The organism is Acinetobacter sp. C13, assembly GCF_016809775.1.
Lineage (GTDB): Bacteria > Pseudomonadota > Gammaproteobacteria > Pseudomonadales > Moraxellaceae > Acinetobacter > Acinetobacter pittii.
In genome coordinates this window covers 583554-600130 of record NZ_JAFBJL010000001.1, presented here as the reverse complement: position 1 = coordinate 600130, position 16577 = coordinate 583554, and the positions used below count along the sequence as shown (strand labels likewise).

General features: G+C 33.7%; 12 protein-coding genes and 3 pseudogenes. All 15 read right to left on the bottom strand.

Annotated features, from left to right (window positions below):
* Positions 1-35: 35 nt before the first annotated feature.
* Positions 36-539, bottom strand: coding sequence for an Hcp family type VI secretion system effector (locus JGE69_RS02990; protein ID WP_000653195.1), 504 nt, complete (start codon positions 537-539; stop codon positions 36-38).
* 49 nt (positions 540-588) lie between these two features.
* Positions 589-2070 carry a type VI secretion system contractile sheath large subunit gene (tssC, locus tag JGE69_RS02985; RefSeq protein WP_033850377.1) on the bottom strand — a complete coding sequence of 494 codons (1482 nt, stop codon included), beginning with the start codon at positions 2068-2070 and terminating at the stop codon, positions 589-591.
* Positions 2063-2566, bottom strand: a complete 504-nt coding sequence (tssB, locus tag JGE69_RS02980; RefSeq protein WP_005041656.1) for a type VI secretion system contractile sheath small subunit — start codon at positions 2564-2566, stop codon at positions 2063-2065. Before tssB ends, tssC begins: the two co-directional genes overlap by 8 nt.
* A 16-nt stretch (positions 2567-2582) precedes the next feature.
* Positions 2583-3272, bottom strand: a complete 690-nt coding sequence (locus JGE69_RS02975; RefSeq protein WP_069122791.1) for a hypothetical protein — start codon at positions 3270-3272, stop codon at positions 2583-2585.
* A 682-nt stretch (positions 3273-3954) separates the two neighbouring features.
* Positions 3955-4860, bottom strand: coding sequence for a tetratricopeptide repeat protein (locus JGE69_RS02970; protein ID WP_199112226.1), 906 nt, complete (start codon positions 4858-4860; stop codon positions 3955-3957).
* Positions 4861-4934: 74 nt separating this feature from the next.
* The gene (locus tag JGE69_RS02965) at positions 4935-5837 is read right to left on the bottom strand and encodes a tetratricopeptide repeat protein (protein ID WP_199112225.1); all 903 of its coding nucleotides are present in this window, start codon (positions 5835-5837) and stop codon (positions 4935-4937) included.
* Positions 5838-5917: 80 nt separating this feature from the next.
* A complete protein-coding gene (locus tag JGE69_RS02960) occupies positions 5918-6823 on the bottom strand; it encodes a tetratricopeptide repeat protein (protein WP_069122788.1) in 906 nt (301 codons plus the stop codon).
* A gap of 11 nt (positions 6824-6834) precedes the next feature.
* Positions 6835-7637, bottom strand: a pseudogene (locus JGE69_RS18000) (putative type VI secretion system effector).
* 51 nt (positions 7638-7688) lie between these two features.
* Positions 7689-8432, bottom strand: a complete 744-nt coding sequence (locus JGE69_RS02945; protein ID WP_069122784.1) for a putative type VI secretion system effector — start codon at positions 8430-8432, stop codon at positions 7689-7691.
* Positions 8433-8434: 2 nt separating this feature from the next.
* Positions 8435-11113 (bottom strand): T6SS effector BTH_I2691 family protein, encoded by a 2679-nt coding sequence (locus JGE69_RS02940; RefSeq protein WP_199112222.1) that lies wholly within the window; start codon positions 11111-11113, stop codon positions 8435-8437.
* The gene (locus JGE69_RS02935; protein WP_057105297.1) at positions 11106-12026 is read right to left on the bottom strand and encodes a hypothetical protein; all 921 of its coding nucleotides are present in this window, start codon (positions 12024-12026) and stop codon (positions 11106-11108) included. The genes JGE69_RS02940 and JGE69_RS02935 overlap by 8 nt, the downstream gene beginning before the upstream one ends.
* 1 nt (position 12027) lies before the next feature.
* Positions 12028-14655: a type VI secretion system Vgr family protein gene (locus tag JGE69_RS02930; protein WP_199112220.1), complete on the bottom strand. Its 2628-nt coding sequence runs from the start codon at positions 14653-14655 to the stop codon at positions 12028-12030.
* Positions 14656-15000: 345 nt separating this feature from the next.
* Positions 15001-15339 (bottom strand): annotated as a pseudogene (locus JGE69_RS17995) (hypothetical protein); the annotation flags it as partial.
* 88 nt (positions 15340-15427) lie between these two features.
* Positions 15428-15965, bottom strand: a pseudogene (locus tag JGE69_RS02920) (hypothetical protein).
* A 77-nt stretch (positions 15966-16042) separates the two neighbouring features.
* Positions 16043-16561 carry a hypothetical protein gene (locus tag JGE69_RS02915; RefSeq protein ID WP_057069375.1) on the bottom strand — a complete coding sequence of 173 codons (519 nt, stop codon included), beginning with the start codon at positions 16559-16561 and terminating at the stop codon, positions 16043-16045.
* Between the last annotated feature and the right edge of the window lie 16 nt (positions 16562-16577).

The window sequence follows — 16577 nt, the reverse complement described above, 5'->3', positions numbered from 1 at the left end:
TTAAGTCAGCCTCCACCAAATATTCACTTAAACAATTATGCTGCGTAAGAAGCAGTATTGTTAGAAAGTGACCATTTCTTAGTAACAGCACCTTTAGCAGTACCGTTAATATCTTGTTGATTGTAAGTCCATTCAACAGCTGCGTATTTCAAACCAAACGCTTCTGTTGGAACACCTTCTTCATTAACTGTTGGAGTTACACTAGAAACTAGAACATGCTTCAATTTGATTTGTAAGTACTTGATGCGCTTATCACCATTTGCACGGTAGAAGTCAATTTGTACTTCATCAAATGTATAACCAGCTGAACATGCTTCCCATAATTTCGGGCTAGTTGCATCTAGATCTTTAACAAAAACCATATCTGAATGTTCAACACGTTCAGCAGTATGACCACCAACACTACTTGAAGTAGCAGATTTAGGTTGACGAATGTTATGAGACCAAGAGTTAACTTCTAACCAGCCTTTGTGCTCAGAGTCACGAGACTCTCCATCAACTTTGTATTTACCGCGAAACTCAACGTATATATCTTTCATTTAGAACTTTCCTATTTGTAATTTAAAGTTATTCTTTCGCTGACCTTTATTAATTTGAGGACTGAGGTAACTCAGTGACAAGTCGTAAAGAAACTGACAACTCGTCCAGCTGGAAGTGTGGTCGCAAGAAAACCACAGATTTGTAGTGACCTGGTTGAGCAGGATCTTCTACAACTTTTACAGACGCTTCACGTAGAGGGTATTGAGCCTTTGCTTCTTGAGAAGCGCCATCGTCAAGTAATACATACTGTGACAACCACTCATTTAAGAATGCTTCAACATTTCCAGCAGAAGCAAAGCTACCCACTTTATCTCTCATCATTGCTTTTAAATAATGAGCAATGCGTGAAACAGCCATGATGTACTGAATTTGACTCGATAAAGCAGAGTTAGCATTTGCTGTATCATTGTCATATTTTTTAGGTTTTTGAGTTGATTGCGCGCCAAAGAAAGCAGCGTAATCAGTGTTTTTACAGTGAACTAAAGGAATAAAGCCTAAATCGCTTAATTCTTTTTCACGACGATCAGTGATTGCAATTTCTGTTGGGCATTTAAATACCACTTCACCATCTTGTGTTTTAAAAGTGTGTACAGGCAAGCCCTCGACTAAACCACCACCTTCAACACCACGAATTGCAGCACACCAACCATGCATATCAAATGCATTTGTTAAACGAGTACCGAAAGCATAAGCAGCATTCATCCACAAATATTCATTGTGGTTTGCGCCTGAAACATCTTCAGCAAAGTTGAAGCCTTCAGTAGCTGTTCCTTCCTTTGGATGATAAGGAAGACGTCCAAGCACATGTGGCAATGTTAAAGCGACATAACGAGCATCTTCACTGTCACGGAATGAACGCCATTGTACATATTCAGCTGTTTCAAAGATTTTTGAAACATCTCTAGGACGGTCAATATCAGTAAATGACTCTAGACCAAGAATGCTTGGGCTAGCTGCCGAAATAAATGGCGCATGAGCTGCTGCAGCAACATGAGAGATTTGCTCAAGCAAATACATATCAGAAGGCGTACGGTCAAATTCAAAATCACCAATGAGCGCTGAATATGGTGCACCACCAAAAGATCCGTATTCTTCCTCATAGATTTTTTTAAACAAAGTGCTTTGATCGAAGTCCGTAGCGCCCTGAAAATCTTTCACCAACTCTTTCTTAGTCGTATTCAACATACGAATTTTAATAAGAGGGTTAGATGGTGTCTCTTGACAGAAGTAATAGAGACCACGCCAAGTTGATTCAATTTTTTGGAATTGTTCATTGTGCATGATCTGACTTAATTGACTTGAAATCAGCGCATCAATTTCTGCAATACGCTTATCAATTGATAAAGTCATATTTTCAGAAACTGTAATTGTGCCTGCCATTACTTCTTTAGCAAGCTCACCGATTAAGCTTTTTGCACGCGAATGTTCTTCTTCATTTCGGGCAATACGACTTTCTTCAACAATCGAGTCTAAGAGATTAATCTGCTCATTTTCAACAAGTGGCATTACTGCAGATTGAGTATTATTCATGATCAGCCTCCGCACTTAATTTACGAATCTGATCTGTATTTTTAAGAACTTCATCAAGTAAATCTTCTAAACGTTCACTGTTAGAAATTTTGTTTCTTAAGTCAGTTAAACGTTCACGTGCTTCCACAAGTTTCTTTAATGGATCAACCTGTTGAACCACATTTTCTGGACGAAAATCTTCCATTGATTTAAATGTTAAATCAACAGCGATCTTACCGCCCTCTTCTGTCAACGTATTATCTACCTGGAAAGCAGCTCTTGGAGATAATGACTCCATAACTTCATCAATATTATCTAAATCAACATTAATGAACTTTTTATCTTTTAATTTTGTACGCTCAAGCTCAGATGCAGCCGAAAAATCACCCATCACACCTACAACGAATGGTAGTTCTTTCGCTTCTTTTGCATCACCAATTTCGACATCATATGTAAGCTGAACACGTGGAGGTCGAATTCGCTGAAGCTTCTTTTGTACGCTCTCTCTCTTAGCCATAAGATTCTATTCCGGATTATTTAATTAAAGGGTCAAAAGGCGAACTTTTTGATTTATTAACAGTGGCTGCAGGTGCAGTTTTAGGTTTTACGGTAGCCGTCTTACTTGGGCTTGACACTCGTTTATTGGACGATTTAGAAGTACTCACTTTATTACGTGTTGCGTACTGTTTTTTATAACTTCTTTTTTCATTATCAGCTGAGCTACTTTCTGAACTCGCTTTAAAACTCGATGGATCCGGAGCAGGCATAGCAGTATGAATATTTTCAATTAACTGCTTTGCAGGAGGATAAGTCACATCATTGCTTAAATATCTCATTTCCTGAGTACGCATTTGCTGTAAAGAATTATTTGCAATGCTCACACCAGATAAAAACAAGACATCTGTTATTAATGAACCGCGTATATTTTGACTTTGCAATTGACTTGCTAAATTCAACGCTTTAACTGGTTGATTGGTTTGATAAAACCGCATAGCAGCTTTAGCTAATAAATCATTTTTTTGAGTTGTATTATCACTATCACAAACTTGTTTAAAAATATTCAATAGCTCAGGATCATTTTGGCCTTCAGCTAAAGGATTCTTCTTAATACAACTTCTTTTAAGTTTTACAGACTCTAGTTCTGCTGCTTGAGCATATGATAGACCGATAATGTTTCCAGTCAAAAAAAGTATCAAAATACTTCGTTTCAACACAACTTTCATTCCTCTGTTTTCTTATTTATTCAAGGCTTTACTGAAAAGTTAATATTCATAAAACATTAAAAAATCAGTCTAAAAACCTTATATTCAAAAAATTTAGACGCAGTTTATCATATAAACAAACATATTTTATATAAAAAACATATCAACTTAAACTAAAAGTAAATAGTTAAGATGCTTATAAAATATAGCTTAATAAAGTTATTCTTATAAAAATATAATATTGTTATTTTTTGTAATTAAAAATAAGTTATTGAATTTTAACAATTAAATAAAAATAAAAACTAAACTAAAAATTATCATAAATATCACTTAGTTAAGATTTACGAAACATTTTCTTAAAAAGATTTTATTTAATTTAAAAGATAAACGAGTTAAATGAGTGTAAAAGATACATTTCGAATTTATGAAAGTAGGAACTCAAAATTAATAAAAATAAAATTGTCAAGACTAATCGGTCTATTTAGTATATTTTTCATTTCACTTTGTGAGAACAAGTAGAACCAATACCCCCTAGATTTATGAATAACCATCTTCCTTTAGGGTCAAGCTCTTGGATAACTCAAAACCATATTCGATATCAAAAAAATTAAATTATTTGGATTTATATTTTTAAAGAATATTGCAATTTTTTAAGTTTGGAAAGGCTCTTCTATTCAAAATAGCCTTTTATTTAAGTCTAAATTTATATTTTAGACTTCCAATAATTAGCTTTTTCAGGATTGTATTCAGGGTTTCTGTCATTTGAATAGATATCAACCAACAATTGTATGGCATCTTTATTCTGCGCATTAGCTGCTTTTTCTGCATACTCAATTGATTTTGAAAAATTCTGCTCTACACCATTACCATCAAGATACTTAAGAGCAAGGTTATATTGCCCTAATACAAAACCATTATTAGCTGCTTTTTCAAACCACTCTTTGGCAAGCACTGGGTCTTTTGCAACCCCATCTCCATTTTCATAAGCTAAACCGATATTATTTTGTGACTCAACATCCCCCTGATTGGCTGCCTTTAATGCCCACTCAAAAGCCTTTTTGTGGTCTTTACTTACACCTTCACCGTTGTATAAAAGACCAGCAACTATTATCTGTGATTGTAATAAGCCCAATTCTGCAGATTGACTAAAATACTTAAAAGCTTTCGCTTTATCTTCTGTTACACCTAATCCTTTATAATATGAAACGCCTAAATTATGTATAGCTGAAGGATTACCTTTCTTAGCTCCCTGTTCAAACCACTTTAAGGCTTTTAAATCATCTTTTTTTATTAAACCATTACCATTCCGATAAATTAATCCTAATTGCAACATGGCATTAGAAGAACCGAGCTTTGCAGATTTTTCGAATAGTTCGAATGCCTTCTTCTGACTGAATTCAACACCCTCACCTCTTGCATACATAGAACCCAAAACAAATAATGCTTCAGGATCATTCGCATTCGCCGCACTCTCCAAACCTTCCTTCGACTTATAATCGGAAACTTTTCTGTAGTCTTTGGTTAGAGTCGCTTGTGTACTATTTTGACTACCTTCACTACATGCAGATGTCAAGATAATCGATATTGAAATTAAAATAATATTTTTCATAACTTATATTATTAAAATAAGACTTATTAGCTTAAAGTACAAATAAGTCTTATAAACTTTATGAATTGTAAAAATTAGAGCTTAGCTCGCCAATAATTTGCTTTCTCTGTATTATATTTTGGATTTTTTATATCAGAGTAGATACTAATTAATAGTTGAATCGCTGCTTGATTCTGTAATTTTGCTGCTTTTTCAGCATATTCAATTGATTTATCAAAATCTTGATCAGTACCATTTCCAGCAAAATATTTTAACGCAACATTATATTGAGCCTCAGGGTTACCATTGTTCGCTGATTTTAGAAACCAATTCATTGCTTGGATTGGATCTTTTTCAACACCCTCACCTTTTTCATAATTAAGTGCCACATTATTCTGTGACTTAATATCACCTTGTTGAGCTGCTTTAAGAGACCAATAAAAAGATTCTTTTAAATCTTTCTTTACTCCTGTGCCAGTATATAGCTGATAGGCAATAATTTTTTGTGATTGTAAAAAGCCAAGTTTCGCTGCCTTAACAAAATATTCATAAGCCTGTTTTTTATCTAATTTAGTTCCTATACCCTCATAATAAGCTACTCCAACATTGTGTAAGGCCATAGGATTATTCTTTTTAGCTGCTTGCTTATACCAACTTAATGCTTTTTGGTCATCAATATTTATATAACTCGATCCCTCTTGATAAATTAAGCCAAGTTGCAACATAGCTTCATTATTCCCGAGCTTTGCCGATTGTTCAAATAATTCAAAAGCTTTTTTTTGATCTTCAACATCTGTACTGTTTGTTGCATAAGTAGAAGCCAAAGTATATAAAGCTTTAGGATCTTTTTTTTGTGCAGCTTTATTGAGCTCATCTTGAGAACTATAAACTGTTTTTTTTAGGTGTGTATCGGACACAGTATGATTATTTCCACCTTCGCTACAAGCAAGATTCAAAAGAGTACAGAATAACAGCAATATAAAATTTTCTTTCTTCATAATTTATAATAACTTAGTTAAAGATAGGCATGTTCATACTGATACTAACATGCCTTAAAAATCCTTATGCCAATATTCAATTATAGCTTAGATTTCCAGTAGTTAGCTTTCTCAGAATTATATTTTAAACTGCTATCATCCGAATAAATATTAAATAACAACCTTACCGCAGATTTACTTCCATTGTTAGCAGCCTTTTCCGCATATTCAATTGCTCTATCTAAATTATGCTCAATTCCCGCACTATTATAATATTTAATTGCTGTATTGAATTGTCCTTCAGTATGACCATTATCAGCTGCTTTTTTAAACCAATAAAGTGCTTTAATAGGATCCTTGGCAACACCTTCTCCTCGCTCATATGATAGGCCCACATCATTTTGCGACTCAACATCTCCTTGTTCAGCAGCTTTCAAAGACCATTTAAATGATTCTTCAAGATTTTTATCAACTCCGTCCCCTCTATATAATTGAGAAGCGACTATTGTCTGGGATTGCAACAACCCCAACTGCGCCGATTGGATAAAATATGTAAATGCTTTTGTTTTATCTTCAGTCACAGCTAATCCTTTATAATATGCCAACCCAACATTATGTATGGCTGAAGGATTACCTTTTTTTGCTCCTTCCTCAAACCACTTTAAGGCTTTTAAATCATCTCTTTTTATAAATTCATTACCGTTCCGATAAATCAAACCCAACTGCAACATTGCATTAGAAGAACCTAATTTTGCAGATTTTTCAAATAATTCAAATGCCTTCTTCTGACTGAATTCGACACCCTCACCTCTTGCATACATACAACCCAAAACAAATAATGCTTCAGGATTATTTGCTTTTGCTGCTTTCTCGAGTTCTTCGATTGATTTATATTGAGAAACTTCTCTGTAATCTTTAGTTAAAGTCCCTTGAGTGTATTCTTCTTTCTGTTGTCTACATGCAGATGTGAATAATATTAAGGTAATGACAAACAATCTAAGCTTCATTAAATAACCTTTTACTTCAAAAAATTTTTCTTATCAAAATAATCTTCTGGATAAGGGTCTTTACCTTTTAAGTTTTTTCTATAATCCATAACACTGATGTTGATTCCATCATTAATTAAATAATCATTATAGAAATCCTGTTCTTTTGAATATTCAAATCCTAGCTTTTCAAATATTTGCTCCGATAATGCTCCAAAATTTTCATACGATTTCCTATAACCAAAATAATTAACAAAACCAGAAATTGCTACAGTAACAAATAAAGTAATGCCAACAATCTCTAGAAAATATAAAATGGTATTCACAGAATAAGAAAAATTAAAAATAAAATAAAATAAAATAAAATAAAATAAAATAAAATAAAAATTATGAGAAAACCCCATGATAACAATGTAAAATAATAAGTTTGCTTAAAAATGGCTTTATAACCCATTTTTACTGAACGCCCCATCTCATAAATCATATACAATAAGCCTGATTTAGGGTCGATAATTGCATAGGCCTGATAACGTCCATCTACAGGTTTTTCGCTAATTACAGCAATCAACTCATCATTTTCTTCAAAACGTGCTGTCGTAAATTGTCCGATTACTGGATATCCCTCTACTTCACCAATAAAAGTTATACCATCTTTAGCCTTAGCAGCCATTAATAAAATAGGTGAGCTTGTGAGTAAGGAGCTGCTTCCAGTAAGTACACCTGCAAAAGCGGTACCTGCTGCAATACCCCCCACGTTCTGATTTACCGGTATTTTAGATTTGACTTTTTCTAGAGAGTGGATTGGCCCCTGAATCAGTTGAAGATGTAATTTCAAAATCTTTACCTATAAATAACCTTTTAGCCTTTAGTTATTATCCCCATTCTTTTATTTTTGCTCTATATAGCTTTCTGGGTATGGATCTTTTTTAATAACTTTTCTATATTCATATACAGACTCTAAAAGAATTTTATAATCATCACTATAGTGGCGCCCAGATAATAAAAAAATTTCTGCTGGATTTTCGAAACCATAAATTTTAAATATTTCTTCTGATTTCTCTGAAAAATGTTTGAGGGATTTGACAGTCCCCTTCATAATAAAAATAATTATAAAATAAAATAAAATAATAACTCCACCAAAGATTATAAAGTTATCTATAGAATAATCATCTATATATATAAATAGTCCTATCATCATAACTACAGTAAGAGCATATAAAAATTTAGCTCCTTTCGTAGCTGAGGCCTTATACTTCTTAACGGAAGCCCCCATACCGACTTGCATATAAAGTAAGCCTGTTTTAGGACTCAATATAGAATAGAGTTCATATAAATTTTTTTCTAATCGCCTAGCGACACAAATAACATATTCATTTTCAACTATTAGAGCACGATGAAATTTACCTATGCAGATTTTTCCATCTATTTCCATAACAACAGACTGTACATGTAAACGGCTTTGTGATGCTAGAAATACAGTTTGTGCACTTAAGGATGTATTGTTAGAAACAGTAGACAAAATAGCAGATGAAGTGATTTGTTTATCTCCATTTTGATCTAAGGTATTCAGGATACCCTCGTGCACCTCTAGTTTTTGAATACGCCCTTCAAGTTTAATTAAATCATACATAATCAAACACTCACTATTGCCTTATTAAACTCTTCGTACTCTTCATCTGCGGTTTTAAACGGCTTCTCACCACTTTTTGCTTTATGAAAGGCAGATTTTTGACACCAATCCTTTAAAGCATCATCTAAAACCCAATTCTTTAATGCAAATTCAAGTGCAACAAGACCAATAGTTATAATATTGATCCCTGCCAAGAATCTTGCACTTGCTAATCTTGCAACAATTACACTACTAGATAATTTTATTGATAATTTTTTAGTTAATTGCCATTCTATATGAGATACAACAACACTTGTAAAAACCAAAGTTTGACTTACAGCTAATAGAAAGTTAGCCGCTATCTTAAAAGTTAACAAAAGTTTTAAGGTATTATTAGTTGTATCTTTAAGATTCTTGCTATCCACAACCAAGCCTATAATTCCACCAATTACCCCCATCCCTCCTGCAGTAATTCTAAGGGCAGCAGTTGAATTAGCTACAGTTACTCCTTTTTTTGACCAAACCTCTCCTAACATCTCAAAAGTAGCAGAGGTTAAAGTAAACAAAGCACCCGTTAATTGTAAAGATAACTCCGGTTTATCTTTAATATCAGATTTCCAAGCATCATATTGGAAATAAAAATTCAGTAACTCAAAAACTCCCACAATAGCAAGTATTCGGTTTTTGGTAATATCAGGTTGTCCTTTAACTGCTAAAGATACCGAATTTTTAATTTCTATCGCCCTAGTATTACGATAAGTATAAGCCATGCCACTTTGCGGTAAAGATGCTATTGCAGCGTTTCTAAATTCTAGGTTATACATCAATCTCGTTAATGGGACTTGTTGAGCTAAATTCCCTGACCTTAAATATAACAATTGAGCTGTATGCCTTTGAGTACCTTCACGCGCCATTATAGTAATTGTACTAATATTTATTGTTCTTAAACGTATATCACCAAACTCTTTTAGAGCCGTATTCAGCATCAAAGATATCCAGTAGAACAGTTTATCTGGCCATTTAAAATCATTTGCCGAGATAAATTTTCTCCCCTCAATACTACTCAACCAACTATCAAAGGCAGCATCGGCTTCTTTAAATGTAGTGAAACCTTGTTTACTATAATCTAGTAAATCTTTTGCTGAACTTGGACTTTCAAATATTTTGGCATACTCATCCATCAAGACTTTGTTATTAAAACAATAGGCTCTCAAGAACAAGTTTTTATCTGAAACATTTTTTTCGCATATCCATTTATTTAATAAATCTTTACCTTTCTGTAATAAATTCATGCCATACATTAAATCCATAATGACTGCATGGAAAATAAAGCCGTTGCTTTCTTTTGATACTTTCCCCTCTTTCAATTCTTCACTTTGGTCAAAATAGAATAAACCTTTTAAAAGATTAGAAGAAACCAACCAATTATAATGATCATCTACATAGCGAGCCGCAGCAGCATAACTTTCTTCAGATTTCTTATCGACATCCTTACGAAATTTATCTAAAGCATCCATATCAAGTTCTTTTCGATATTCTCCCCAAGCTTTATTACCTTGCACAATTGCTTCTTGATGTGCGCTAACCTTATGTTGTTCGACAGTTTTCTCAATATTTTTTTTGACTTGATCTACAGTTTTCTTATCCAAGTGTGCCGTAATTCTTGGGTCATATTGCAAATGACCCAACGCTGTATTTTTATTAGCTTCAATGTTTTTAAATTTTGCACTTATCAAATTTTGCTTCAAAGTAGATTCGATATTATCAATCAAAGTCATAGTTTGAAGCTTATGTTCGTTGCTAAAGCCATCTTTATTTTCTTTTAAGAAACTGTCAACCCCTTTAAAGCTTAATATATTACGGTCTTCATTTAATTTAGAAGTAATTCCAATCGGATCATAGAGCGCAACACCAATATGCTCTTTCGGTTTCTCACTAAATTTCTTGTTTATTGCTCCCCAACGAGCAGAACCATATGATTCCAAAGGTAATGCAACAGCACTTAACTGGGCACTAGAAAGACAATGTTGCTGGACAGCTCCTTTTGTTACATCAATTTTTTGCCAGTAGCCTGAAGTCGCATACTGATCAGCATTTTTTTCAAATTTTTCTCTCATTTTTTTGGTGAGTGGAGCGTGAGCATGAAGTAAATAGACCGTTTGGGCATCATCATTATTTACCGAAGGAATAGTAATTAAAGAAGCGTTAGCACTATGCCCAGCTTTATTACATGCAAAATCTTGAGCAACAATTGGAGCTTTGCTCCCTATAGCAAACTCCTGATGAAATCCCTTTTTATTGGTAATATACGCAACCCACTCTTTTTTCCCTGATTTTCTTTTTATGAGTAAGTAAATATATCCTGAATCAATCATTCGAACCGTATATTTATATTCCTTAAGTGGAACATTAGTAACATTAGCCCCTAATTGTGCCGGTAATGGTTTTACTCCTAAACGAGCTACCGAATATTTAAGAGGTAATATATTTATACCTGTAGGGCGACAAAAGTTAGTACATTCCTTTTTAGACATCTGAATGACTGGTATTTTATTATTCTGAGTCGTCGATGCAGCAGCCTGCTGACTAATTTTGCTTGGGTTTGGACTAACACCTAACTTTTGAACTACTTTCTGCTCTTGTTGTGCTGGCGTCCCAAATTTTTTCATTTGTTTCGCAAAAGTCGGTTTATCATTAGCCATGGTAGCTCTCTTTACATTCTCTTATAACTTGTGAATATTGATTTTCTTCTAAATAGTCCATTGCTTTGGTAAATGAGTTGGCCTCACTTCTATCAACCCAATAATGATCAAGTATGTCTGAAATCAAACGACTTTTTATAAAATTTCTATGCAAAATAACGGAATACATTCCATAAGCAATAAGATCCGTTACATGTAAAATTCCATAATGTGTTATTGCTTGATAAAGTGAATCCAATATCTCATCCTGACGAATCAATAACTTCTCGTCATATATAAGTGATTGTTTAATTACTGTATTCGATAACTCAATTAAATCTAGTTTTGCTGACTCAGTATTTGTAAAAGTAAGAGGAAAAAGCGACCTTTTTTCCTGAATTTTCACCTCATACAAACCGTTAAAAAAAACAAAATGCCAATTCTCTAAAAATGATTCAATTCGCTCACTTTTCTTATCAATTATTGCTGGCAAGTAAACTAACACTCGTGGATCATACCAACGAAAAATAAATTTATTCTTTGTATCTTTTGCAATAACAAGTTTTTTAAAAGTTTGAACTGCAATTTTTAGATCTTCAATTTTGCTAAATCCATGAATAAAGTAACCATCCTCATTTTGATCCAAATTCATTAATAATGTATGAGTAATAAACTCTAATGAATTTGCTAGATCTTCTTTCACTTTTATTTTTATAAAGAAAAGAGCTGGACGGCTATTTTTTTTAGCACCAGCTGCAATCTCTATTGGCTCAAATTCATAATCTTTTAACTTTTCAATAAACTCATCAAAGAATCCACTCAATAAAGTCTCATCACATAAAAAACTAATATGGCCATTTTGTTCAAATAAGTTTGATATTAAATCACTTAACTTTTTAGAATTTAATTCATCTTTAGAAAATAAAAGCTTCATCTTAGTCTAATATCACTTTTGCTGATCCATTTTTTGCTGCATCTGACTGTTTAGCAGAACAGTCTGGTAAATCTAATGCAGGTGGATTTATTGATGAGCCTCCCATAAACAAATGCTGTCCTGCTTTCACCTCAAGCTTACCACCCGTAACAGGAAAAATACCTGAACCATTCAACTTAACTTGAGATCCATTTGCAATCAGATTAATTTCAGTTGGACTAGTAATAAAAACCGTGTCTTCGGTTGAAGTAATCTGTACGCCTTTTCGAGCAATGACATCTAAGCCATCACCTTGAGCCTGAATTTCTACTTTGCCTTGGCCAGCAAAAAGTCGAGCACCTTCCTGAGCGGCAAATAGACTAATCTTTTGGCTCGCATGACTCACTATATTCTTTTGCGTACTAATATTAATGCTATCTCCAGCACTTTGAGTAAGCTGACCATTTGCACTGAGGTGTATATCTTCATTACTACTTACAGCAATACTTTTTGGAGATGCCAGCAGCATCACTGCTGATTGAAACTCAGCAGCTTTTTTAGGATCTTCTTGTTTGAGGACTTCTAAGAACGTCTGAATATTCTCAAGCATATCTAAGGGGTCAGTTTGCTGATTTTTAGCTACTTCACTAAGTGCCTTGGCATTGTTGAGGCCGCCTTCGATTTGCTGTTTAGCCTCAGCTGCCTCTAGGTGTACACCTTGAGCTTGGTCCTGTTTATGTGTACTAATGAGTAAGCCGCTGCCTGCTCTGACTGCCCCCCACTGGTCTGTTCGTAGCTCGAAACCTTCACCTCGACCTTCACCCTCTGCCTTGTCTTTTGGATGGCTTAAGTTACCCAAGTTTAGCTGACTTACAGCATGGCTACTTTGTAGTTGGGCACTGATTTGCCCTGTGGTGTCATCAAAGCGTAGCTGGTTAAAACCTTTGCCGTCGACTTCTTCGGAGCGAATGCCACTCAGTTTTTTAGTATCAGGTAACTGGCCTTTCTGATCGAACTGAGTTGGGTGACGTTCAGCTTCGTGAATACGCCCCACCACAAATGGACGGTCAATGTTGCCGTCAAAGAAGTCGATGACCACAATCTCACCCACACGTGGTAAGAAACGTGCGCCATAACCCTCACCTGCCCATGGGGTCAATACATCGACCCAAGCAGAGTCGGTGTCATTGTCGTTACTTCCCGCTCCACCATCATGGCTATGGTCATCAGCTCGGGTAAATAGGAAACGGACTTTAATGCGTCCCCATTGGTCAACATGAATACTTTCGCCTTCCAAGCCAACCACTCTAGCGCGCTGCGGGTAAGCAGCTGGACGGTGCTCTAACGGATGGTACTCAGGAACAGTTTTAATATTTCTACGCGACAAGATGAGTTCATTACCCTGACGCTCGGTTTGGTCATTTGGCCCTGATTGATTGTTTTGCCATTGGCTTTGACTAAAAAGTTGATTGATTTGCTGTTGCAAATCTTTAGGCAAATTATTTTGTAAATAAAAGCTTTTACCAATAATCAGAAATTCTTTGTCCGATCCGCTATGCGTATCTATTTCTGGATGTTCATTCAGTTCAAACCAATAACCGACTTGCGCATCACGTACCGTGGTTTGTGCATGAAAGTATTTTGATTGAGACGCATAATAATCAGATAGATTTTGATTGAGTTTTTCTAGCTGCTGGTGACCCGATGCAGTGGCTTGGTCTTCCCCATTTAAATCTTGCATCCAAGCAGGGCTGACATGCCATGCATGTTCTAGACTTAAACTCGCATTATCCTGATTAGCACTATGACTATGCTTTGACTGAACACTGCCCATGCCTTCTTCTTGACTTAAAGCATCTGCCTGCCAGCGTTGTACATGCACGGCTGTAGGTTGCAAGCTTCGAGTTGGCACAAGACTCGTCATACTGTCTTGTTGTTCAACTGCGCTACTGCGGTGATAACGAATATTTCTTCGGTCTAATGCTAAATATGATTCATTATTATCAATTAAACGTAACTTTTGCGGTTGAATCTCAACTGAGCTATTAATGGCAAACAACTGAGCTTCATCAATTAACCAGTTAATGCCTTCACTACGCCAAAGTCGAGTTAAAAACTCATAATCCGTTTCATTACTTTGCATTATAAAAGGTCGAACATCGTAGTCTTCGGTTAGACCTTTTAAATCCAAAGTTAAACCAGAAGCAAACAACGGGCTTTTGTTCTGCCACTCAGTAAATAGAACTTCCGTAATGTCCCGTACACTTTTATTCATAAATACACGGCTATTTCGGCGTTTATGCCATAGCGCGGTCGGGTCTTGTAATCTCAGTTTATACAATGTTAATGAACCATCACTCTGCCCCTGACTGGCTTCTGTAATAATTCCTGTAGTTCTAAATAGCTGCCCCTGATCAGTTACGTGATCAACTGCAACCTGACAACCAATAAATTGTTTTAATGAAATATGGGCATTGGTAGAAAGACAAAATAAATCGGCGATCAGTCCTTCATTTAACTGATGCTGTCCTTCAATACTTTGTAAAAAGACTTGAGTATTCAACGATGGATTAGAAAACTGAACATGAAGCACGCGCTTTTGCGAGCTGATACCCAAATCTTCTAGAATTCTATGTATATGAGATAACATCTTTTTTATGAAAACTTTGTCAGGATTGGCATTATTTTATAAAATACAGAAACATCTGTCTATTTTGTAAAGGAAAACTTAACCATATGAATACAAGAATGGATGATGATAATGAACGTAATAAAGATATAAAGTGAAATAAAAACTTACGCTATTAATTCACTTTTAAAAATTGTTAATATTTTAGTATTCTAAGAAATTCATTTTTAATTTAAATTTATTAATAGCATCCACAAATTTTTGACTTACTACATAGATATAAGGTTTATCCGTATCTCTAGCAATAAAAAAGTCATCTGTTACAAGATCTTTTTTTATGAAGTCATACTCATCTAATAAATTGTTTTTTCTCTTAATATACATAGCATAAATATCTACCTCTTCATTCCTCACAGAGCACTTATAGAAATCACAATCATCTTCAAGAATTTCTTTCATTTCATTAAAAAATCTTTTTGAAAATAGTAAAATTCCAGAAGATGAATAATAAAAATCAGTTTCTAACATCTCATTTAATCGATCAGAAAAAATATTATCACAATCTAAACTTATTCTAGGATTTTTTAAAAACTTATCACTTAAATCAAATTTAAAATAATCAACAATAATTTCTTGCTTCCCTTTCAAGTCAAAAGAAAAATATCTATCAATATATTCAGACGGATAAATTGTATAAAAATTCACAGACCAACCTTTAAAACATCTTATTTCAAAGTAGTACTTCTAAACAAACATCTAGAAATACTACTTATTTTTGAATATTACTTACACTTTAACCATAAAAAAATTCTATAAAATACTCTACATCTAACAATACTTTTTCATTTATAAGAATTTTCTTTAACTCTTCTAAAAAACCTATTTTATACCCTCCATTTTCACCTCTAGGGTTAGAGTCATATAGGTCAATAATTAAATTCTGCACAATATTAATTTGCGAAAAAAAAATCAAATAAATTTTTAGCAATGATATGTAATTCATCGCCTGAAATACATGCTCCTATCTCGCCACTATTATGATTTATGTATACGATATTTACATCATGCTGTGTTAAGAATACTGTAGCACCTTCCCCATCGAATATATCTTCAAACATATATTGAATATTGTCTAACGAATCTTTTCCTAAAAAATCATTTATATTCCCTCCTAGATCAATATTAAAATCATTTTCAGGAATACAACTTAAATAGCTTTTAAACAGATCATCATTAACAGAATTAACCTGATTAATAAGGAATCTTTCACCATAAATTATTTCATTACATTCATCAATTTCCTCTAATAATTTTTTAAAACAAACCTGCACTATTAAGACTCCCTATTTAATACAATTAAATAGTATCAAATATTTTATCTAAAAATCATTAAACCCCAACACAAAAACTAAAAATATTCAAAGGGATATCTTTCATATAAACCTTCATTAATAGAATTGACTAATTTCTTAAATTGATCTTGTTCAACTTTATTAAGCTCTTCGTTTATATCCAATTCTTCTTCAAGTTGTTGATAAGAAAATGCCATTTTAAGAAAGTCTTCAAAAGTAATTCTCATATCTATAAACTGATTAATATTCAAATACTCCCCTTGGTTATGATCATAAAACAAGATATTATTTTTTTCCTTACCTATAAACCATTCATCACCTTGACCGGTACGACCAACTATCCAAACTTTCTCACTAATTTCAGGATAATTTTCATGAAGATATTGATTTTCTTTTAATGCTGTTTCATATCCAAAAATTATAATATCGGGTGTAATTTCTATTTCTTTAAATTTACCTAAAAAAGATAAATAATTACCATCAAGCTGAGGTAGTTTGCTAAATTTCGTTATTTCGCTACTTCTTTCAATTAATTTCTCTTTAATTTCTTGATCTGTCATTAATTTATCGAACATTTCATATACCTTTTAA